The organism is Gramella sp. MAR_2010_147 (assembly GCF_900105135.1).
Classification (GTDB): Bacteria; Bacteroidota; Bacteroidia; order Flavobacteriales; family Flavobacteriaceae; genus Christiangramia.
On sequence record NZ_LT629741.1, the window covers coordinates 12,572 to 33,248 of the forward strand.

Annotated in this window: 20 protein-coding genes and 1 tRNA gene; 10 read left to right on the top strand and 11 right to left on the bottom strand. The window is 38.0% G+C overall.

Annotated features, from left to right (window positions below; genetic code table 11):
- Positions 1–60 precede the first annotated feature (60 nt).
- From rpoC to BLT95_RS00105, 3 genes are all read left to right on the top strand, one after another.
- Positions 61–4,362 carry a DNA-directed RNA polymerase subunit beta' gene (gene rpoC / locus BLT95_RS00095; protein WP_089664054.1) on the top strand — a complete coding sequence of 1,434 codons (4,302 nt, stop codon included), beginning with the start codon at positions 61–63 and terminating at the stop codon, positions 4,360–4,362.
- Positions 4,363–4,433: 71 nt separating this feature from the next.
- On the top strand, positions 4,434–4,889 hold the full coding sequence (locus BLT95_RS00100; RefSeq protein WP_089664055.1) for a DinB family protein: 456 nt from the start codon (positions 4,434–4,436) through the stop codon (positions 4,887–4,889).
- A gap of 41 nt (positions 4,890–4,930) precedes the next feature.
- Positions 4,931–5,251 carry a DUF3467 domain-containing protein gene (locus BLT95_RS00105; RefSeq protein ID WP_026933832.1) on the top strand — a complete coding sequence of 107 codons (321 nt, stop codon included), beginning with the start codon at positions 4,931–4,933 and terminating at the stop codon, positions 5,249–5,251.
- A 170-nt stretch (positions 5,252–5,421) separates the two neighbouring features.
- On the opposite strand, the gene BLT95_RS00110 is transcribed toward BLT95_RS00105, so the two are convergent.
- Positions 5,422–6,792, bottom strand: coding sequence for an amino acid carrier protein (locus tag BLT95_RS00110; protein WP_089664056.1), 1,371 nt, complete (start codon positions 6,790–6,792; stop codon positions 5,422–5,424).
- A gap of 153 nt (positions 6,793–6,945) precedes the next feature.
- Positions 6,946–8,535, bottom strand: coding sequence for a peptide chain release factor 3 (locus BLT95_RS00115; RefSeq protein WP_089666797.1), 1,590 nt, complete (start codon positions 8,533–8,535; stop codon positions 6,946–6,948).
- Between the two features lie 162 nt (positions 8,536–8,697).
- Between BLT95_RS00115 and BLT95_RS00120 the strand changes: the two genes are divergently transcribed.
- The 6 genes from BLT95_RS00120 to BLT95_RS00145 all read left to right on the top strand — a co-directional run bounded on the left by BLT95_RS00120 (position 8,698) and on the right by BLT95_RS00145 (position 12,165).
- Complete coding sequence (locus BLT95_RS00120) at positions 8,698–10,308, top strand: OmpA family protein (RefSeq protein ID WP_089664057.1); 1,611 nt, start codon at positions 8,698–8,700, stop codon at positions 10,306–10,308.
- 68 nt (positions 10,309–10,376) lie between these two features.
- Positions 10,377–10,895 (top strand): isopentenyl-diphosphate Delta-isomerase, encoded by a 519-nt coding sequence (idi, locus tag BLT95_RS00125; RefSeq protein WP_089664058.1) that lies wholly within the window; start codon positions 10,377–10,379, stop codon positions 10,893–10,895.
- On the top strand, positions 10,892–11,302 hold the full coding sequence (locus tag BLT95_RS00130) for a 6-carboxytetrahydropterin synthase (protein ID WP_089664059.1): 411 nt from the start codon (positions 10,892–10,894) through the stop codon (positions 11,300–11,302). Before idi ends, BLT95_RS00130 begins: the two co-directional genes overlap by 4 nt.
- On the top strand, positions 11,303–11,755 hold the full coding sequence (locus tag BLT95_RS00135; protein WP_089664060.1) for a peroxiredoxin: 453 nt from the start codon (positions 11,303–11,305) through the stop codon (positions 11,753–11,755).
- 63 nt (positions 11,756–11,818) lie between these two features.
- A complete protein-coding gene (locus tag BLT95_RS00140) occupies positions 11,819–12,085 on the top strand; it encodes a hypothetical protein (RefSeq protein WP_089664061.1) in 267 nt (88 codons plus the stop codon).
- A 6-nt stretch (positions 12,086–12,091) separates the two neighbouring features.
- Positions 12,092–12,165 (top strand) — tRNA-Thr (locus tag BLT95_RS00145).
- 123 nt (positions 12,166–12,288) lie between these two features.
- On the opposite strand, the gene BLT95_RS00150 is transcribed toward BLT95_RS00145, so the two are convergent.
- The 7 genes from BLT95_RS00150 to BLT95_RS00180 form a co-directional block, all read right to left on the bottom strand.
- Positions 12,289–13,557 (bottom strand): OFA family MFS transporter, encoded by a 1,269-nt coding sequence (locus BLT95_RS00150; RefSeq protein ID WP_089664062.1) that lies wholly within the window; start codon positions 13,555–13,557, stop codon positions 12,289–12,291.
- Between the two features lie 201 nt (positions 13,558–13,758).
- Positions 13,759–14,508, bottom strand: a complete 750-nt coding sequence (locus BLT95_RS00155; RefSeq protein ID WP_089664063.1) for a DUF4369 domain-containing protein — start codon at positions 14,506–14,508, stop codon at positions 13,759–13,761.
- Between the two features lie 54 nt (positions 14,509–14,562).
- Complete coding sequence (locus BLT95_RS00160; RefSeq protein ID WP_089664064.1) at positions 14,563–15,828, bottom strand: DUF819 family protein; 1,266 nt, start codon at positions 15,826–15,828, stop codon at positions 14,563–14,565.
- 67 nt (positions 15,829–15,895) lie between these two features.
- Positions 15,896–16,705, bottom strand: coding sequence for an HAD family hydrolase (locus BLT95_RS00165; protein WP_089664065.1), 810 nt, complete (start codon positions 16,703–16,705; stop codon positions 15,896–15,898).
- Positions 16,705–16,875, bottom strand: coding sequence for an Arc family DNA binding domain-containing protein (locus BLT95_RS00170; protein ID WP_089664066.1), 171 nt, complete (start codon positions 16,873–16,875; stop codon positions 16,705–16,707). Before BLT95_RS00170 ends, BLT95_RS00165 begins: the two co-directional genes overlap by 1 nt.
- Positions 16,876–16,878: 3 nt before the next feature.
- The gene (locus BLT95_RS00175; RefSeq protein ID WP_089664067.1) at positions 16,879–17,817 is read right to left on the bottom strand and encodes an alpha/beta hydrolase; all 939 of its coding nucleotides are present in this window, start codon (positions 17,815–17,817) and stop codon (positions 16,879–16,881) included.
- 93 nt (positions 17,818–17,910) lie between these two features.
- A complete protein-coding gene (locus tag BLT95_RS00180; RefSeq protein WP_089664068.1) occupies positions 17,911–18,771 on the bottom strand; it encodes an SPFH domain-containing protein in 861 nt (286 codons plus the stop codon).
- Positions 18,772–18,891: 120 nt separating this feature from the next.
- Here BLT95_RS00180 and BLT95_RS00185 point away from each other — a divergent pair, with 120 nt between their 5' ends.
- A complete protein-coding gene (locus BLT95_RS00185) occupies positions 18,892–19,674 on the top strand; it encodes a S1/P1 nuclease (RefSeq protein WP_089664069.1) in 783 nt (260 codons plus the stop codon).
- Here the strand turns inward: BLT95_RS00185 and BLT95_RS00190 are convergent.
- Complete coding sequence (locus BLT95_RS00190) at positions 19,671–20,258, bottom strand: alpha-ketoglutarate-dependent dioxygenase AlkB (RefSeq protein WP_089664070.1); 588 nt, start codon at positions 20,256–20,258, stop codon at positions 19,671–19,673. The genes BLT95_RS00185 and BLT95_RS00190 overlap by 4 nt on opposite strands.
- A gap of 3 nt (positions 20,259–20,261) precedes the next feature.
- Entirely contained in the window at positions 20,262–20,621 is a 360-nt protein-coding gene (locus tag BLT95_RS14455) for a MauE/DoxX family redox-associated membrane protein (protein WP_089664071.1), read from the bottom strand.
- Between the last annotated feature and the right edge of the window lie 56 nt (positions 20,622–20,677).

Consider the following 20,677-nt stretch of genomic DNA (forward strand, 5'->3'; position numbering starts at 1 on the left):
GTTGGTAGTATTCAGTAAATTTTACTGGATACTACTACTGATTACTATATAAAAAGTATTATGGCTAGAAATAATGATAAAAATACAGTACAGAGGTTCAACCAGATCTCTATAGGTTTAGCTTCTCCAGAGTCCATCCTTGCGGAATCTCGTGGTGAAGTTCTTAAGCCTGAAACGATCAATTACCGTACGCACAAACCAGAGCGTGACGGGTTGTTCTGTGAGCGTATTTTTGGTCCTGTTAAGGATTATGAATGTGCCTGCGGAAAATATAAAAGAATCCGTTATAAAGGAATCGTTTGTGACCGTTGTGGTGTAGAAGTTACAGAGAAGAAGGTGCGTAGAGATCGTGTTGGTCACATCAACCTTGTAGTACCTGTTGCTCATATCTGGTATTTCCGTTCTTTACCTAACAAAATTGGTTATTTGCTAGGTCTTCCGTCTAAAAAACTTGACATGATCATTTACTACGAAAGATATGTAGTGATCCAGGCAGGTAATGCGAAGAATGAAGAAGGAGAACCATTAAAGAAAATGGATTTCTTAACTGAAGAAGAATATCTGAATATTTTAGATGAACTTCCTCAGGAAAATCAATATTTAGACGATAGCGACCCAAATAAGTTTATCGCTAAAATGGGAGCTGAATGTCTAATCGAAATTCTTAAGAGAATAGATCTTGATGAACTTTCTTATGAATTAAGACACAAAGCTAATAACGAAACTTCAAAGCAACGTAAAACGGAGGCTCTTAAGAGACTTCAGGTTGTGGAAGCACTTCGTGATGCAAATAAAAATCGTGAGAACAATCCAGAATGGATGATCATGAAGGTAGTACCGGTTATTCCACCGGAACTTAGACCTTTAGTGCCTCTTGATGGTGGGCGTTTCGCGACTTCAGATTTGAACGATCTTTACCGTCGTGTAATTATTCGTAACAACCGTCTGAAAAGATTAATGGAGATCAAAGCTCCTGAAGTGATCTTGCGTAACGAAAAACGTATGCTTCAGGAATCTGTAGATTCATTATTCGATAATACAAGAAAATCATCAGCAGTAAAAACTGATTCTAACCGTCCTCTTAAATCACTTTCAGATTCATTGAAAGGTAAGCAGGGGCGTTTCCGTCAGAACCTGCTTGGTAAACGTGTGGATTATTCAGCACGTTCGGTAATCGTTGTAGGACCGGAATTGAAAATGTTCGAATGTGGTCTTCCAAAGAATATGGCAGCAGAGCTTTATAAGCCTTTTATCATCAGAAAACTGATTGAAAGAGGTATTGTAAAAACTGTGAAGTCTGCTAAAAAGATTATCGATAAGAAAGAACCTGTAGTTTGGGATATATTGGAGAATGTGCTTAAAGGACACCCGGTATTATTGAACCGTGCTCCTACACTTCACCGTCTGGGTATCCAGGCATTCCAGCCTAAACTTATTGAAGGTAAGGCAATTCAACTTCACCCACTTGCGTGTACTGCATTCAACGCCGATTTTGATGGTGACCAGATGGCAGTTCACTTACCACTTGGGCCAGAAGCTATACTGGAGGCACAGTTATTAATGCTTGCTTCTCATAACATATTGAATCCTGCAAACGGATCTCCTATTACTGTACCATCTCAGGATATGGTTCTTGGTCTTTATTATATGACCAAGCATAAAAAATCTACTGCTGAAGAAACTGTGGTTGGAGAAGGGCTTACTTTCTATTCTGCAGAAGAGCTTGTAATAGCTTATAACCAGAAGAGAGTAGATCTTAATGCGGGTATTAAGATTAGAACAAAAGATTATAACGAAGCAGGTGAATTGGTTTATATGATCAAGGATACCACGGTAGGTAGAGTTTTATTTAATGAAGCTGTACCGGAAAAAGCTGGGTATATCAATGAGGTATTGACTAAAAAATCACTTCGTGAAATCATTGGTAAGATCCTTAAAATTACCAGTGTACCAGAAACTTCTGAATTCCTTGATGAGATCAAAGGTCTTGGATATGGATTCGCTTTCCGTGGTGGACTTTCCTTCAGTTTAGGTGATATTATTATCCCTGAAGAGAAACAATCTATGATCGATGAAGCTAACGAGCAGGTTGAAGGCATCATTGGTAACTATAACATGGGTCTTATTACCAATAACGAGCGTTATAACCAGGTAATTGATATCTGGACTTCAACTAACGCAGGTCTTACCGATTTAGCCATGAAGCGAATTCGTGAAGACAAGCAAGGATTCAACTCGGTTTATATGATGCTTGATTCTGGTGCGCGTGGTTCGAAAGAGCAGATTCGTCAGCTTACTGGTATGCGTGGTTTGATGGCCAAGCCTAAAAAATCTAACTCTGGTGGAGGTGAAATTATTGAAAACCCGATTCTTTCTAACTTTAAGGAAGGTCTTTCAATTCTTGAATACTTTATTTCTACTCACGGTGCTCGTAAAGGTCTTGCCGATACCGCACTTAAAACTGCCGATGCTGGTTACTTAACCCGTCGTCTGGTAGATGTTTCTCAGGATGTGATTGTTAATGAAGATGACTGTGGAACTTTAAGAGGAGTAGAAGTTAAGCCACTTAAGAAGAACGAAGAAATTGTAGAATCATTAGGAGAGAGAATCCTTGGACGTATTTCTCTGCATGATGTGATAAACCCATCTACAGAAGAACTTATAGTTGGAACGAACGAAGAGATTACTGAAGAAATTGTAGCTAAGATCGAAGCTGCGCCAATTGAGGGTGTTGAAGTACGTTCACCACTTACCTGTGAGGCGAAGAAAGGGATCTGTATCAAGTGTTACGGTAGAAACCTTGCAACCAACAAGATCGTACAAACAGGTGAAGCTGTTGGTGTTGTTGCTGCACAGTCTATTGGTGAGCCTGGTACACAGCTTACACTACGTACGTTCCACGTGGGTGGTATTGCTGGTAACATTTCTGAAGATAATAAATTAGAGGCTAAGTTTGATGGTATTGCTGAGATCGAAGATCTTAAGGTGGTTAAAGGTGAAGCTCCAAGTGGCGGAACTGCAGACATCGTGATCTCTCGTACTGCTGAACTTAAAATTAAAGATAAGAAAACTGGAGTTGTATTAAGTAATAACAACATCCCTTACGGTTCTCAAATCAATATTAATGATGGAGCAGCTGTAAAGAAAGGTGATGTGATTTGTACATGGGATCCATATAACGGTGTAATTATTTCTGAATTTGCCGGGAAGATCAAGTACGAAAACGTTGAACAAGGTGTTACTTACCAGGTTGAAATCGATGAGCAAACAGGATTCCAGGAGAAAGTAATTTCTGAATCTCGTAACAAGAAATTAATTCCAACACTACATATTCTGGGTAAAAAAGACGAAGTAATTCGTTCTTATAACCTTCCGGTAGGTGCTCACCTTATGGTAGACAATGCTGAGAAAATTGGAGTCGGTAAGATTTTGGTTAAGATTCCACGTAAATCTTCTAAAGCAGGAGATATTACGGGTGGTCTTCCACGGGTAACCGAGCTTTTTGAAGCACGTAACCCATCTAACCCGGCAGTTGTGTCTGAAATTGATGGTGTTGTTTCCTTCGGAAAAATTAAAAGAGGTAACCGTGAGATCATCGTGGAGTCTAAGCTTGGAGAGGTTAAGAAGTATTTAGTAAAACTTTCTAACCAGATCCTTGTTCAGGAGAATGACTACGTGAGAGCTGGAATGCCACTTTCTGATGGTTCTATCACGCCTGAGGATATCTTGAATATCAAAGGACCAAACGCTGTACAACAGTATCTTGTGAACGAAGTTCAGGAGGTATATAGATTACAGGGTGTGAAGATTAACGATAAACACTTCGAAGTTGTTGTGAGACAGATGATGCGTAAAGTGAGAATCGTTGATCCGGGAGATACTATTTTCCTTGAAAATCAATTGGTTCATAAAGATGATTTCATCGAAGAGAACAACAAGCTATTCGGAATGAAAGTGATCGAAGATGCCGGTGATTCTGAAAAACTGAAAGCAGGACAAATCATTACTCCAAGAGATCTTAGAGATGAAAACTCTATTCTTAGAAGAGAAGATAAGAATCTTGCAACAGCTAGAGACGTGATCACGGCAACAGCTAATCCAGTACTTCAGGGTATTACCAGAGCTTCGCTTCAGACCAAATCATTTATCTCGGCTGCTTCCTTCCAGGAAACGACCAAGGTATTGAATGAGGCCGCAGTAAGCGGTAAAATTGATTCTCTTGAAGGACTGAAAGAAAATGTAATTGTAGGACACAGAATTCCTGCAGGTACAGGTATGAGAAAGTACGATAGCATTATTGTTGGTTCTAAAGAAGAATTTGACCAGATGCTTGAGAAGAAACAGGAAGTTAATTATAACTAAATCCTGATAATAATTAGTGAAAAGGCCCTGCTCAAGCGGGGCCTTTTTTTATTTATAACGATATTTGAGGTATGAAGAACTACTTTAAGGAATTACTGGAATATTCACATTATTACAACCTGGAGATTATTAAAAAATTTAATGATGGTGATCTGGAGTTTATGATTCCGGAGAGGGCAATGTCACTCTTGTCCCATACACTGAATGCTCAGAAGATCTGGAACTATAGATTAACTGGAAAAGAAGATAAAGTGGAAGTTTGGGGAAACCTTCAGGTTGAAAATTTAGAGTCTGTAGAAAACCAAAATTTCGAGAAAACATTGGCAATTCTCGAAAATGAAGATCTGGACAGGGTGGTGCCTTATAAAAATACAAAAGGAGAAAGCTATCAAAATTCTGTTCGCGATATTATATTTCATATTATAAATCATTCTACCTATCACCGGGGACAGATAGCAACTGAATTTAGAAAACAGGGAATAGATCCAATAGTTTCAGACTTTGTATATTATAAGCTGAATAAATAAGTGCTAATAAATTATATATTAAATTGATTAAAATTTAAATCATGGACGAAGAGAAAAAAAATAAAAACCAGAAAGGAAAGATTAATATAGAACTGGATGAAGCGGTGGCTGAAGGAACTTATTCCAATCTGGCTATTATCAATCATTCTGTTTCAGAATTTGTGGTAGATTTTGTAAATATCATGCCGGGAAGGCCTAAAAGTAAAGTTAAATCCAGGATTATCTTAACACCGCAACATGCCAAACGGCTTTTGAAAGCTCTGGGAGATAACATTAATAAATTTGAGCAGGCGCATGGCGAGATCAGGGATTATGATAAAGCGCCTTTACCACTTAATTTTGGTCCTACAGGGCAGGCTTGATTTAGTTGAAAGCTTGCAGTAGCAGCAGGCAATTTTATAGACTATTAAATTAAAAAAAAGAGATTTCTCGCTTCGTTCGAAATGACATACATAAATGATTGTCTTTTCGAAGTAGATAAGCGACTGAGAAATCTCTTTTTTATTTTATCATATTTTTTGAAACTCAATTATCAAGGAGTATACTTCTTAAAATAGATCTTCGCAGCTTTCATCACTCGTGGGGCGAGAATCAGGGTTGAAATCATCGTTGGGATCGCCATTAGAGCAAAAAATCCATCGATCAAATTCAGAATAAAGCTTAATGAAGTAGTAGCTCCAACTATAATACTTAGAATGTAGACATAGTTGTAATACTTCTTATTTTTAGCTCCTATTAAAAAGGAGAGACATTTTGTTCCGTAGTAAGAATAAGAGAAAAGTGAGGAAATACTAAATGCGAGAATGCATAACAATAGTAAATAATTTCCAATATAAGGAATCCCTTGCTCAAAGGCTGCGGCAGTCAGGCTTACTCCATTCACATCTTCCGTTTGCCATACTCCGGTAACCAGAATGGCCATCGCGGTTAAAGTGCAAACCACCAGCGTATCTATAGCCGGACCCAACATGGCAATTAATCCTTCTCTAATAGGTTCAGAAGTTTTACTAGCTCCGTGAGCCATTGTAGCGGTTCCGATACCGGCCTCATTAGAAAATGCGCCACGACGAATTCCAAGGAGTATGAGTCCGCCAAGAACGCCACCTAGGAGTGGATCTCCTTTATAATTATTGGCCGCAAAAGCATCGGTGAAGATCATTCCGAAATAATGGAAAACTACGTCATAATTCACAAATAAGATCACCAACACTGAAACAAAATATAATGCCACCATCGCCGGAACTAGTTTTGAAACTGTTCTACTTATTCTATCCAATCCGCCAATAATAACTACGGTGGTAATAAGCGTAAGAGCAATTCCAATAATTAGGCTGCTCATAAATCCTGTTTCGATATTGTTAGGTTCTAAAAGAATATAGTTGATCGCCTGGGTAAGCTGATTTACATTAAAAACAGGTAAGGCACCTACCAATCCAGCAATAGCGAAAAATGCTGCCAGAGGTTTCCATTTTTTTCCGAGGCCTTCCACAATAAAATACATCACACCACCCTGTAACTTACCTTCTGTATCCTTACCACGATACATCACTGCCAAGCTATTTGTGAAGAATTTGGTGGCCATCCCAACGATAGCACTCACCCATAACCAGAAAATCGCCCCGGGGCCACCTATGGCAATTGCCACGGCTACACCAGCAATATTTCCCATTCCCACGGTAGAAGAAAGGGCGGTAGATAATGCCTGAAAATGATTAATATCTCCAGGATCATCAGGATTATTATATTTTCCACGCAGTACCTCTATAGAATGGCCTAAATATCTAAATGGTAAAAAACGTGAATATATGAGAAGAAAAATTCCGCCACCAATAAGAAGTACGACGAGTGGAATTCCCCAGACTGCCGAAGCAAAATCTGCAATAAACTGATCTATTTGGGACATGTATTTAATTTATCCCGAAAATAATAAATTTTGAGGGGGTAATTATCGAATTAAAATGACTTTTAAAAAAATGCCTCATCCTGAACCTGTTTCAGGGTCTCCGATATGAGATGCTGAAACTAGTTCAATATGACTCGTATAGTCACTGAAATCTTAAAATTCTGAAGTAAAATGGAATTTAATTGAAGGATATTTTTGCTGAGTCATTTGCAGTGAAAACTGGGAATCAGCTAAAAATACTAATTGCCCGTGTTTATCTTTTGCCAGGTACTTAGATTTTACTCTTTTGAAATCCTTGAACTCTTCACTTTTTTCATCTTCTGCCTCAATCCAGGTAGCCTTGTGTACATTCAAATTCTCATACGTACATTTCGCCCCGTATTCATGTTCTAATCGATATTGAATTACCTCAAATTGTAATGCACCTACCGTTCCAATGATTTTTCGTCCGTTCAGATCTAAAGTGAACAATTGGGCAACTCCCTCATCCATCAACTGATCGATACCTTTTTCTAGTTGTTTGGACTTCATAGGATCGGCGTTATTGATATACCTAAAATGTTCAGGCGAGAAACTGGGAATTCCCTTGTAAGCCAGGTTTTCACCTTCTGTAAGCGTATCTCCAATTTTAAAGTTTCCAGTATCATGAAGCCCAACAATATCACCCGGATAAGAAACATCTACGATCTCTTTCTTTTCAGCAAAAAAAGCATTTGGAGATGAGAACTTCATATTCTTGTTATTCCTAACATGAAGATAGTTCTTGTTTCTTTCGAACTTACCAGATACGATCTTAATAAAAGCAAGCCTGTCCCGGTGCTTAGGATCCATATTCGCGTGGATCTTGAATACAAAACCGGTGAAATCTTTTTCTTCCGGTTTTACCAGGCGGGTATCACTTTCTTTTGGTCTTGGCGGTGGAGCTATCTTGATAAAGCAATCCAGTAGTTCTCTTACTCCAAAATTATTCAGGGCAGAACCAAAGAAAACTGGTTGTAATCTTCCTTCCAGATAAGCATCCCTGTCAAATTCAGGATACACACCTTGCGCAAGCTCTAATTCTTCTCTTAAAGTATCTGCAGCAGTATCTCCAATTAGGCCGTCAAGTTCTTCAGACTTAAGATCACTTATTTCAACGGTTTCCTCTATATCTTTTCTTGGATCTCCGGTAAAAAGGTTCACATTCTTTTCCCAGATGTTGTAAATTCCTTTAAAATCGTAACCCATTCCAATGGGGAAACTTAGAGGGGTTACGGTAAGATTTAATTTTTGTTCAATTTCATCAAGCAGTTCAAAAGCATCTTTACCCTCACGGTCAAGTTTATTGATGAAAACGATCATTGGGATGTTTCGCATTCTACAAACTTCCACCAGTTTTTCAGTTTGTTCCTCAACACCTTTCGCAACGTCTATTACCACAATAACACTATCTACAGCTGTAAGTGTTCTAAAAGTATCTTCGGCAAAATCCTTGTGACCGGGAGTATCCAGAATGTTGATCTTAATATCCCTGTATTCGAAAGCAAGTACAGAAGTAGCGACAGAAATCCCTCTCTGTCTCTCAATTTCCATAAAGTCACTGGTAGCACCCTTTTTGATCTTATTAGATTTTACCGCACCAGCTTCCTGTATAGCACCTCCGAAAAGCAGAAGTTTTTCAGTAAGTGTTGTTTTACCGGCATCGGGGTGGGAAATGATGCCAAATGTTCTCCTTTTATTGATCTCTTTTTGATAATGCTTCATATCTGCGGCTATTGGAGCGGCAAAAATACTATTATTTTGATGAAATTTCATTTTTCTGAACTAGCCTTTTTATCGAAAGAATATACCTTTTAAACCATTAATTATTAACTTTATTTAGTATGTGTGGTTTTTGACAGATATTTGATTTAATTCCTTTAAGAAATGAAGGTCTTTGCCCTACAAAACCTAAGAGATTTAGTCTTTTTATTTGCTGTAAATTTTATTTTCAGCCTCTCATTATTTTCTCAATCTAAAACTGAAATTATTGCAAGCGGTTCCTACGCGGTAAACCTGGGAATTACTCCGCAAACACGTTCTAATGCTTTAAAACCTTATGGTTTTGTTTATGAACTTCTTACGAGGTATCCTGTGGAAATAAAGTGGGTGATCAATTCAGAAAAAGGTAAAGATGGCATTGACTTCAGGCTAAAAGATGAAGATTTTAGAGCCGGATCTTTTGTGATCCCGGTTTCCTATCTTACCGAAGATGTAAAAAACACTATTAAAAATTGGGAGCAAAGAGGTATGATTGGCAGTTATCTTAGCGAAGATAAGCCATTGCCGGTTTTTACAAATCTTTCAGTTGCTCCAAAGTGGACGCTCGATAAGCAAAATGGCAGTATCGCCCTGGCTTATTTTAGAGCCGCCGGAATTCCCGGATCAGCTCATGGCGGTTATAGTGTTAAGAATTGGAAAACACCAGGTGAATTGGGGGTTTGCGATGATATTTTTGTGATGCCTCATGCGGAACCTAAATTCGATTCTCATAAGAATCTGTACTTCTGGAATCGAAAATTTAAAGGAGCTATTTGGGCGGGCTGTCATGCCGGAAGTGAATTAGAAAATTTATACGGCGCAGTTTCAGAAGAAAAAAATGCTCCAGTGATTCAGTTGAACTTTCTGTCTGCAGGAGCTGCCGGTGCAAGAACTACCGGACTTATTCCATATTATGAGCATAGATATGCTACTCCGCCTTATTCTCATCAACATCCAGCCGATCCTGTTGCTCAATATTTGGGTAGAACAGATAAAGCGATGATAAATGGTTCAGAAAGGATCTTGTATCCCAAAAAAGCCAATGTATGGCGTAATGGAACAAAGTTGATTGTGATAGATCCTACGGCCCCTGATGTTCCTTCTTTGTCCAATGGTGCAGGTGGTGTGATTGTCTATGGAAACGGATTTGAAGATCCCAAAAACGGATTGGTGATGTATCAGGTTTCCCACGATTTTTCAGGGGAGGCTCCAGAGAATATTGCCGCCATAAGAGTGTTTTTTAACTGGAGTTTTTATGCAGCAGAAGTGAAAAGAAAAGAGAATATTATTAGGTTCCAAAATGAGAAAGGTGATAAGATCTTTGCCGCAAGAGTAGGGGACGATCTGGCTATAATGCTTAATCTGGATCCTATTCTTTTTGATTTAGATAAGGCTGAGATCAAACCGAAAGAAGCCGAGCAGTTAGATCATATCGCAGCGTACATGCTGGAATATCCTGAACTTCTTATCGATATTAGATCGCATACTGATAGTAGGGCAGACGATGCCTACAATATAAAACTTTCACAGAGTCGTGTAGAAGTTACAAAACAATACCTTGTTAATATGGGAGTAGGGGAAGAGCGCATTTCAGGCAGAGGATATGGCGAAACTGAGCTGGTCAATGACTGCAGAAATGGTGTTCCCTGTTCAGAGGGACAACATAAACAAAACAGGCGATCAGAATTTATTCTTTCCATTAACTGTGACCTTTATACTGGTAAATTAAAACTTTAGGAATTGCTTAATCAGCTTCCTTGTGATAGAAATGACTCTTTTTGTACATTTGAGCTTCAAATAAAAAAATGGCAAAAGAAAAAGTAATATTGGTAAACGAAAAAGATGAGCAAATCGGTTTGATGGAGAAGATCGAAGCACATGAAAAAGCATTACTTCACAGGGCCTTTTCTGTTTTCGTTTTTAATGATAAGAATGAGCTGATGATCCAGCAGAGAGCGTTGACCAAATATCATTCACCGGGATTATGGACTAATACCTGCTGTAGTCATCAAAGAGAAGGTGAATCTAATATTAAGGCTGGTAAAAGAAGACTTCAGGAAGAAATGGGATTTTCTACAGATCTAAAGGATACCATTTCATTTATCTACAAAGCACCTTTTGATAACGGTTTAACCGAGCATGAATTTGATCATATTCTTGTAGGAAGCTTTGAGGGTGAACCAGATCTAAACCCAGATGAGGTTGCGGCATGGAAATGGGTTTCTTTAGAAGATCTTCAGTTAGATATGGAGAAAAATCCTGATATTTATACTGAATGGTTTAAGATCATCTTTGAAAAATATTACTCACATATCAAGCAATGAGAATTACCGTACATAGAAAAGCTCATTTCAATGCAGCCCACAGGCTTTACAAGAAAGGATGGGATGATGCCAAAAACCTGGAAGTTTTCGGAAAGTGCAGCAATCCTAATTATCATGGGCATAATTATGAGTTGATTGTATCGGTGACTGGCGAACCAGATGCAGAGACCGGTTTCGTTATGGACCTTAAAATTCTGAAAGAAATTATTTATGAAGAAGTGGAGCAAGCATTTGATCATAAGAACTTGAATATAGAAGTTGCAGAATTCAAAGATCTAAACCCAACTGCAGAAAATATTGCCGTAGTAATCTGGAATAAGCTTCGAAAAAAAATAAAGGAAGATCATGATCTGGAGGTGACACTGTATGAGACACCCAGAAACTTTGTAAGTTATAAGGGAGATTAAATGGAAATTGGCGAATTAGTCCCAGATCTTGTTTTAAAAGACCAACATGGTGAAAATTTTAATTTTTCAGATCTAATTCACAAAAAAGCATTTGTAGTTTATTTTTACCCAAAAGATTTTACACCTGGTTGTACAAAACAGGCTTGTAGTTTTCGCGATAGGTATGAAGATTTTATAGAATTGGGTGCTGAGGTGATTGGGGTTAGTGCAGATTCACCAAAATTACATTCTAAATTCATCAAGAAATATGAGCTGCCCTATATCTTTTTATCAGATAAAGATAAGAAAGCGAGGAAGGCTTTTGGCGTAAAGACCAATTTATTGGGATTGCTACCAGGAAGAGAAACCTTTATTTTTGATAAGAAGGGGAAGTTGCTGCACAAGTTTAATAGTATGAGTGCGAGCAGGCATATGCCTGAAGCTTTAGCAGTCCTGAAAAAAAAGACGAATTAATTTTATAGAAATTCATTTTCCTTTCGGAAAATAGTTTAAATTCGCACCCGAAATTTATTGATAATGGCGAGTAAAAGATTGCTTAAAAAAGATGTGAATTATGTAATGGGAGACATCATTGATGCTGCCTACATTCACCAAATGGCTAACCCTAAGGAAGACCCGGCGAAATCTGAGGCGATCGTAGATGAGGCTATTAAAGAATATGATGAATTGATCACGAAGATCAATCGTCGTGATGTTGAAAATAAACAGAAACATTTTAAAGAAGTTCAGTCTGATTTGGAGACTAAGGCAAAAGCCTTGATCGAAAAATTGAATGCACTTTAATAAGTTGCCGATGTAGCTCAGCTGGCTAGAGCAGCTGATTTGTAATCAGCAGGTCGTGGGTTCGAGTCCCTCCATCGGCTCTTAAAAAAACCTTTCTTCGGAAAGGTTTTTTTGTTGGATCTAGTGAGAGTAAGTAGCCGGTCCTGAGTGCAGCGACAGTGCAACCAAAGGAAGCCCTGCATTTACAATTAAAGAGAGACCTGCTATTCAGCAGTTCTTAAATCATAATTTAGCTGTTTGATCTTTGCTTTTTTGATACTTCTGTTTAATAATAAACTAAGTACTAAAGCTACCAGGATCAATCCAGTGAAAACGTAGAATACCGGGATATAACTCCCTGTTCGGGTATAGATCTGGGAGACAAGTGTAGGTCCGATTAAACCACCCAGAGACCATGTGGTGAGCAGGTAACCGTGAATGGCACCCAGCTCTTTGGTGCCAAATAGATCTCCAATAAAGGCAGGAAGATTAGAAAAACCACCGCCATAACAACTTACCACCAGGAATATTAGGAGTTGAAAGATAAATGCGCTGGCAATTACAGGCAAGGTGATGAAAGCTATTAATTGTATAACGAAGAAAATAATAAACACCCTGGGCCTGGATAAATAATCTGAGGCTGCAGCCCAGCCAAGTCTTCCTCCGCCATTAAAAATACCCATAAGACCTACCATGGTGGCAGCTGCACCTGCTGAAAGTCCAACAATATTTTGAGCCATTGGAGAAGCGACTGAAATCATCATGATACCGGCACTTGTATTAATAAGCATCATGCTCCATAACATCCAGAAGTGTTTTGTTTTTACTGCTTCAGCTCCAGTAGCCTGTCTTAGATCCTTCTTTACTTTTTGTGTTCCTGCAGAAACAGCAGCTTTCATTCCGGCCGGCATCCACCCATTAGGAGGTGGAGCTATGTAGAACGCTCCCAGCATCATCATTATGAAATAAGAAGTTCCCAGAATATAAAAGGTTGGACTTATCCCAATAGATTCAATTAAACTTGCTGCGACCGGTGCTGTAACCAAAGCTCCTGTTCCAAAACCCAATACTGCCATTCCAGTAGCCAGACCGCGTTTATCTGGAAACCATTTTACTAATGTGGAAACAGGGGAGATGTATCCTATGCCTAAGCCAAGTCCACTTAGTACACCATATGAGAGGAGAAAAAGCGGGAGTGAATTTAGGGAAATGGCAAAACCGGAACCAGCCTGACCCAAACCGAATAATACTGCAGCCAGCATAGCAGATTTCCTGGGCCCGCTTTTTTCGACAAATTTTCCAAAGAGTGCTGCAGAGCCGCCTCCTAAAACCATCATTATGGTAAATGCGGTAGTTACTGATGCTACCGTCCAGCCCTTAGCTTCCACCAAAGGTTGGGTGTAAACGCTATAAGCGTAAGCAGCACCAATAGATATATGAATGGCAATAGCAGATGCGGCAATTAGCCAGCGGTTTTTATTTACTGAACTCATTTCAAAAATCTGTTATTATTAGGATTTATTCTTAATTTAAGATCACTATAAGCAATAATAAGGTTAATTTAATGAAAAAAGTAAATGATTGATTTTTTTCATCATTTTGAAAGTTCAGTTATTATAATTGCTTGTAGCCTTTTTAAGCAAAAAAAAGAGGAGCCGTTTAGCTCCTCTTTCCAGTGTATTTTTTAATGCGAATCAGGAATTGTTCTCATCAGATTGAGCTTCTACCTTCTCTTCTAATTTTTCTTCTTTACGCCGTTCTTTTAAAAACTTTTTAAGCTCTTCTCCATATTTCGATTTCTTCACTCCAGGAGCCAATGAATTGTAGATGGTATCAAGATATTTAATATTGGCATCAAATACTTCAGAAAGTGCCAGATAAGGTGCAATTTCATGATCTTTATTGTTGATCGCAAAATTGACGGTGTATAGATACTTCCTTTTGAGGAGACCGTCATACTTTTTATCTATCTCCATTAATTTATCTTCGTCCTGAGCTTTTTCAGCTTCAAAACTAGCTTTGATTAGCTCAAGGTTCTGATCGTTGAATCTACCGATCATTTCACGATACTCCATCAGTTTCTCCTGGTTTACAGACCCCGTTACTTTTGCACTGGTTTCAAATTTCTCCAGTTCGGTCTTAATGGTTACCTGTCCTTTATCTGCGAAAAAATTTATACGATCATCGTACCTGTTATTGTCTACTTTTTCAAGGTACAGATACATGATTTGAGGGCTCTCAATATAGGTTTCCATGGAGAACATTGGATCGCCATCTACCACAACCGAATCAATATTCACTAAAATGGTATCATCGATCTTCTGCAGGTATAAAGTACCTTTCTTAAGGCCCTTAACTTCACCACTAACAATAAGATTGCTTTCTTTTTCAGAACAGGATGTGATACTGATCAGGATGACTAAAAGAAGAGCTAATTTTTTCATTTTTTGAAATCAAATTTTAAGAAGCGCAAATATCTTATAATTTTCTGTTTAATACTAACTGCCGGCAGCTATTTGCATTAAAATTGTACATAGTATGGCGCCATAAGTTCCAACTACATAACCAAAGACCGCAAGTAGGACTCCTACAGTGGCTAAAGAAGGGTGAAACGCCGCAGCTACCACTGGAGCTGAAGCTGCACCTCCTACATTGGCCTGACTCCCAACGGCCAGAAAGAAATATGGTGCTTTGATGATCTTAGCTGTAGTAAGAAGAACTATCACATGGATAAGTATCCAAACCAGTCCTATTGCGATAAGTCCGGGATTGTCCAGTATCATTGTTAAGTCCATTTTCATACCTATGGTAGCTACCAGAATATAGATGAAGATACTTCCAATCTTACTGGCTCCAGCCCCCTCGTATTTTTTCATTTTGGTGAAAGATAAGGCTATACCAATGGCAGTCGCAATAGTGATCATCCAGAAGAATTGCGATGAAAAAGAAGACAGGGCGCTTTTTGAATCATTAAATACGTCAAAACTGGCAAGTAGATATTCAGAAATATTATCGGCTCCCCAATGGGCAATTCCTACAGCACCAAAAGCAAGCGCAAGCATGATTATAAAATCTGGTAATTCCGGAACCCTGGTTACACTTTTCGCATAATCACTCACCTTTACTTTAAGCTCTTCAATTGCAGAGTTGTCGGCTTTTAACCACTTGTCTATTTTTTCGTTTTTACCTATTCCCATGAGGATTATTGCCATCCATAGATTTGCCACTACAATATCTACCAGCACCATTCCTCCGTAAAGGTCTGGGTTATATTCATAAATTTCAAGCATTGCAGCCTGATTGGCTCCGCCGCCAATCCAACTCCCTGCGATGGTAGAAAGTCCTCTCCAAATGGCATCTGGACCTACACCACCAACGGTTTCCGGAGAAATAGCCGAAACAATTAAAACGGCAATGGGGCCGCCTAGTATAATTCCAACGGTCCCGGCAAAGAACATAATAAGTGCTTTTGGGCCAAGATTAAAAATTGCCTTGAGATCTATACTCAAGGTCATTAGTACCAGTGCTGCCGGTAAAAGATATCTACTTGCTACAAAATAAAGCTGGGAAGTTTCATCATCTATTAAGTTTAATGAATTGAGAATTGCCGGGATGAGGTAGCACATTAAAAGTGCCGGTACAACTTTATAAAATTTACTCCAGAATCCCTCTTTCTTTGATGAGGTGTAAAATACAAATCCAAGAGCAAGCATTAGTAAACCAAAGACAATAGCGTCATTAGTGAACACAGTAGTAGTTTCCATATAAATTTGAATAGGTTGGTCGGCAAAATACAATTTTTATTGTATCTGACTGTACGAGATTTTGAACTTATATTTTTAGCAATTCTGTGATGCTTTTAGCAACTCCATCTTCTTTTCCTGGAGTGGTCACCATATGCGCTATTTCCAAAACTTCAGGTTTAGCATTTCCTACGGCGATCCCCATCCCAACTCCCTGGATCATTTCTACATCATTGTAATTGTCACCAAAAGCCATACTTTGGGATAAAGGTAATTTATAGTGATTATCTAACAAATGTTGTACAGCGGTTAATTTGGATATTGCTCTGGGTGCAATTTCGATATACGTGGGTTTAGAACGGTATAAATGCAATTCGTCTTTGAAGTTTTGTTGAAGAAATGCCATGATAGCATCAATTTTATCCTCTTCACCCATTGCCATAATTTTATGTGCTCCCTTGTTTTCTTTTGTCCACCTTTCTAATACACTTTGATTGTTTTCAAATTCAGGCTGAACTTTGGTGTTATTGATTTCCCTTTGCGTCCAGAAATCATCTCTTGGAACATACCATTCATCGTTATGAAAAAGACTGAGATGAACGTCAAAATCTTTATTAAAACTGAGCAATCTGTTTAAAATATGAATAGGTATTTCTGTAGAACTAACAGATTTTCCATCAATAAGAATTAAACCTCCGTTATAACTTATTAATGGCAGATGCTCGATGTGCATTTTTTTCTGAAGATGCCTCATAGCTGCAGGCATCCTGGACGAAATAAGAATAAAGGGAATATCTGCATTTGACAGCTTTTTTATGGTTTCAATGGTATAGTTTGATAGGTCTCTTTCGGCATTTAAGAGGGTGCCATCTATATCGGAGAAAATAATCTTAAACATTAGTCTTCTTGCTTTTTATTTTTAGGGTGTCTTTTGGCTTCTTTAAGGGCTTTATTAAGCATCCACTCAAGCTGTCCATTGGTACTTCTAAATTCATCGGAAGCCCATTTTTCGATAGCCTTGAGCATATCTTCATCTACTCTTAATGCGAAAGCTTTCTTTTTGCCCATAATTTACTCAAGTTCTTTGATAAATTCGGTAATTACCGGAATCAAATCCGGGTGCAATGGTCTGCCTGGTTCATTATATGATTTGGTATTCACCAATCGGTCTTTACTATCCACTTTTCTGAAGATATGATTCATATTTTCAAGCAGTACCAGTTTAGAGTTTTCAGTGGCGTTATGTAGCATTTCTGCTTCTTTTGATTCGGTTTGAATATCAAAAGTGCCATTGAGAATCAAAATTGGAATGTCTAATTTTTTAATTTCTTCTGAAGGTTGATATGCTACCCAGCTTTTTATAAATGGCTGAACGTAAGGAGCAAAAATACTGGCCAGCATGGGGTTGTCATTCTTTGTGCTGCCATTTTCTTTTAACTCAGCGAATTTCTTACGAGTACTTTCGCCTAATTCCGGAGCCATTTTTGAAAACTGTTCCACGATTATTTGATCAATTGCCTGTCCAGCGCCGGCGAGTGAAATAAATGCATCTGCATGCTCTTTTGCTGCTATAATACCTATTAAGGATCCCTGACTGTGACCAGCGACAATAAGGTTTTCAAACTCATCTTTTTCTTTAAAATAAGTAAGAATATTTTGAACATCAATTATAAGATCTGAAAACCTAAGATCCTCCAGATTCATTTTTAATTCCTGCATTTTAAAGATCCGTTTGTCAAAACGATAGGAGGCGACCCCGTTTAGTGAAAGCTCACGGGCTATTTTTTTCATGCCATCATTTTTAGCCATGGATTGATTTCCATTTCTATCTGTGGGTCCTGATGCCTGAATTAAAATAACGATACTTTGAGCTTCCTCATTAGAAGGTCTGGTAAGGGTACCTTCAATAAGTTCATTTATTTTCAATTCCTCCTCACTAAACTTTTCTTCCTGGGCAAATCCCCCAAAAACTGCCAATAATAGAAGAGTACTTAATATATATTTATTCATGATCATTTATTTTTCCTGGAAAAAGCTTAATACTCCATTACCTTTCCAGGTTTATTGACTCCTCTTGGAGAATTCTCTTTAAGACAAGAATCTTTAATGGTTAAGAGTTCCAGCATTTACCACCGGCGTGGCGTCTCTGTCTCCGCAGAGTACCACCATAAGATTACTAACCATGGCAGCCCTGCTTTCTCCGTCAAGATCTACAACTTCTTTTCTGCTAAGTTCGTCGAGTGCCATTTCTACCATACTCACAGCACCTTCAACAATTTTATGCCTCGCAGCCACAATGGCGGTAGCTTGTTGCCTTTTTAGCATAGCACTGGCAATTTCATTCGCATAGGCCAGGTAACCAATTCTTGCTTCCAGAACTTCAATTCCGGCGATATTGAGCCTTTCTTCCAGTTCTTTTTCAAGGGCATCACTTACCTCGTTCATACTGGAACGCAGGGTGATATCTTCATCCAGACCTTCATCTGCAAAATTATCATAAGGATAGAGGCTTGCCAGTTTTCTAACCGCAGCATCTGTTTGCACTACAACAAAATTTTCGAAATTGTCCACATCAAAAGAAGCCTTAAAGGTATCCATCACTCTCCAAACGAGAATGGTACTAATCATCACAGGATTTCCTAATTTATCGTTCACTTTAAGTCTTTCACTATCAAAATTTCGAGCTCTCAGCGATATTTTCTTCTTTGTATAGAATGGGTTTACCCAGAAAAGTCCATTCTTTTTTACAGTTCCTTTGTAATCTCCGAATAATAATAATACCCGGGATTCATTAGGGTTTACGAGAATTAACCCGGGAACTATAAAAAAAGCAAGTAGAACTCCCAGTCCCCATAAAGGATTTCCTGTTGAAAATATACCTATTACGCTACCAATAAGAAGAAATAAAAAGAGAAAGAGCATTATGTAGCCATTGAATGCTGTAATTGATTTTTCTTGTGTCATGATTGAAAAGTTGATATTAAAATGATATCATAAATATATAATATTAAATTTTAAAGTTCCGTGTTACTTATAGTTATTTTTTAATGGCTTGTTTATATTTGTGGGAAATATGAAAAAGAAATGAGAAATTTTTTATTGCTTTTAGTAGCGTTGTTAATTATAAATATTGGTTTCGCTAACGATTCAGATTGGGGGAAAACAGGACACCGGGCAACAGCCGAAATTGCTGAAAATCATTTAAATAAAAAGGCTAAGCAGGCCATTGATGATCTATTAAATGGATACGGTCTGGCTTTTGTTGCTAATTATGCCGATGATATTAAAAGTGACGAGGAGTATAGAGAGTTTGGTCCATGGCATTATGTAAACATTGCACCGGAAGCTAAAGAATATAGGCTAGAGGAGGCAAGTGAAGACGGAGATCTTGTCCAGGCGATAAGAAAATGTGTTGAGGTTCTAAAGGATAAAAATACTACCAGAGATCAGAAACAGTTTTATTTAAAGATGCTGGTACATTTTGTAGGGGATTTGCATCAGCCTTTCCACACGGGACATTCAGAAGATAAAGGAGGAAATGATATTCAGGTGAGATGGTTTAATGAAGGCTCTAACATCCACAGGGTCTGGGATAGCGATATGATTAATTTTTACCAGATGAGCTATACCGAATTGGCTTTGAATACTAAAGACTTGTCTAAAACTCAAATCAAATCTATCGCTAGTGGTAAATTATTAGACTGGGTATATGAATCCAGGGCTATGGCTGAAGATCTATACAGTGGCGTGGAGAATGGTGAAAAACTAGGGTATTCCTATATGTATGAACATATGCCAACTGTTCTGAATCAATTACAAAAAGGAGGAATACGTCTTGCAAAGATCTTAAATGATATTTATTCTTAATAGATTCTTCTAAAGGTTAAATTAATCCTTGGAGAAACTATTTTTTTTGTTTTTGGAAGCTGATGCTTCCAAAACTCTTGAGTAGTTCCTTTCATCATTAAAAGGCTGCCATGTTGCAGCCTTATTTTATGCCTGGCAGTTGAAATATTTTTATGTTTTAAATGAAAGATCCTTTCGGTACCCAGGCTTAAAGAGGCTATTACGGGATTTTTTCCCAGTTCTTTTTCATCATCTGCGTGCCAACCCATACTATCCTTTCCATCACGATAAAGATTTGCAAGGCAAACATTGAATTTTATTCCTTGATCTATTGCTTCACATTTACGTTTAATTTTTAATAATTCCTCCGGAAATTCTTTTGGAAACATTTCTAAACCAGAATATTTATAGCTTTTTCCTTTTTCACCAAACAGGGCTGTTAATCTGGGTTGTAAAATTTCCTTTCCAAAGAGTTTGATCTTATCTTGTTTCCAGTCCTGTAAGGTCAATAGGAACTCGTAAATATGATCAGCTTCTCTTTCATTTAAAAAATCAGGAAAGTATTCTAATTCAGCATCTGGAAGATTGATCATTTGTCTTTCCATATCCTAAAATTGTAGGTAGAACCATGCCCAGTAGATTAATAAAAGTTGTAAGGGTAATCTTACAATTAATAACCACCTGGGTATTCCTGCTGCTGCTTTCTGGGAGGAGAGCATATAAAAGTGTACCAATAAGAAAATAAATAGCATTAAAATAATTCCATAAACGGCTAAGTCCTTTGTTTCTGGAAAACAAAGGCAAACTCCCAGTATAATTTCCGCTATACCGCTAAGATAAACCAGCATTTTATGGGCGGGTAGATACCTGGGCATAATGCGCATGTACATTTTAGGTTTTATAAAGTGAAAAATACCAGCGATAATATACATTATTGCCATTACATAAAGGTGCCATGGATAGGTCATATACAGATATTTTTTTCAAGATAAGCTAATTACAGGATTCAAAAAATTTGACAAAG

Excerpts from the sequence above, each read along its gene's own strand:
- rpoC (WP_089664054.1), top strand. The coding sequence starts at position 61 with ATGGCTAGAAATAATGATAAAAATACAGTACAGAGGTTCAACCAGATC.
- BLT95_RS00100 (WP_089664055.1), top strand. The coding sequence starts at position 4,434 with ATGAAGAACTACTTTAAGGAATTACTGGAATATTCACATTATTACAAC.
- BLT95_RS00105 (WP_026933832.1), top strand. The coding sequence starts at position 4,931 with ATGGACGAAGAGAAAAAAAATAAAAACCAGAAAGGAAAGATTAATATA.
- BLT95_RS00110 (WP_089664056.1), bottom strand. The coding sequence starts at position 6,792 with ATGTCCCAAATAGATCAGTTTATTGCAGATTTTGCTTCGGCAGTCTGG.
- BLT95_RS00115 (WP_089666797.1), bottom strand. The coding sequence starts at position 8,535 with ATGAAGCATTATCAAAAAGAGATCAATAAAAGGAGAACATTTGGCATC.
- BLT95_RS00120 (WP_089664057.1), top strand. The coding sequence starts at position 8,698 with ATGAAGGTCTTTGCCCTACAAAACCTAAGAGATTTAGTCTTTTTATTT.
- idi (WP_089664058.1), top strand. The coding sequence starts at position 10,377 with ATGGCAAAAGAAAAAGTAATATTGGTAAACGAAAAAGATGAGCAAATC.
- BLT95_RS00130 (WP_089664059.1), top strand. The coding sequence starts at position 10,892 with ATGAGAATTACCGTACATAGAAAAGCTCATTTCAATGCAGCCCACAGG.
- BLT95_RS00135 (WP_089664060.1), top strand. The coding sequence starts at position 11,303 with ATGGAAATTGGCGAATTAGTCCCAGATCTTGTTTTAAAAGACCAACAT.
- BLT95_RS00140 (WP_089664061.1), top strand. The coding sequence starts at position 11,819 with ATGGCGAGTAAAAGATTGCTTAAAAAAGATGTGAATTATGTAATGGGA.
- BLT95_RS00150 (WP_089664062.1), bottom strand. The coding sequence starts at position 13,557 with ATGAGTTCAGTAAATAAAAACCGCTGGCTAATTGCCGCATCTGCTATT.
- BLT95_RS00155 (WP_089664063.1), bottom strand. The coding sequence starts at position 14,508 with ATGAAAAAATTAGCTCTTCTTTTAGTCATCCTGATCAGTATCACATCC.
- BLT95_RS00160 (WP_089664064.1), bottom strand. The coding sequence starts at position 15,828 with ATGGAAACTACTACTGTGTTCACTAATGACGCTATTGTCTTTGGTTTA.
- BLT95_RS00165 (WP_089664065.1), bottom strand. The coding sequence starts at position 16,705 with ATGTTTAAGATTATTTTCTCCGATATAGATGGCACCCTCTTAAATGCC.
- BLT95_RS00170 (WP_089664066.1), bottom strand. The coding sequence starts at position 16,875 with ATGGGCAAAAAGAAAGCTTTCGCATTAAGAGTAGATGAAGATATGCTC.
- BLT95_RS00175 (WP_089664067.1), bottom strand. The coding sequence starts at position 17,817 with ATGAATAAATATATATTAAGTACTCTTCTATTATTGGCAGTTTTTGGG.
- BLT95_RS00180 (WP_089664068.1), bottom strand. The coding sequence starts at position 18,771 with ATGACACAAGAAAAATCAATTACAGCATTCAATGGCTACATAATGCTC.
- BLT95_RS00185 (WP_089664069.1), top strand. The coding sequence starts at position 18,892 with ATGAGAAATTTTTTATTGCTTTTAGTAGCGTTGTTAATTATAAATATT.
- BLT95_RS00190 (WP_089664070.1), bottom strand. The coding sequence starts at position 20,258 with ATGGAAAGACAAATGATCAATCTTCCAGATGCTGAATTAGAATACTTT.
- BLT95_RS14455 (WP_089664071.1), bottom strand. The coding sequence starts at position 20,621 with ATGACCTATCCATGGCACCTTTATGTAATGGCAATAATGTATATTATC.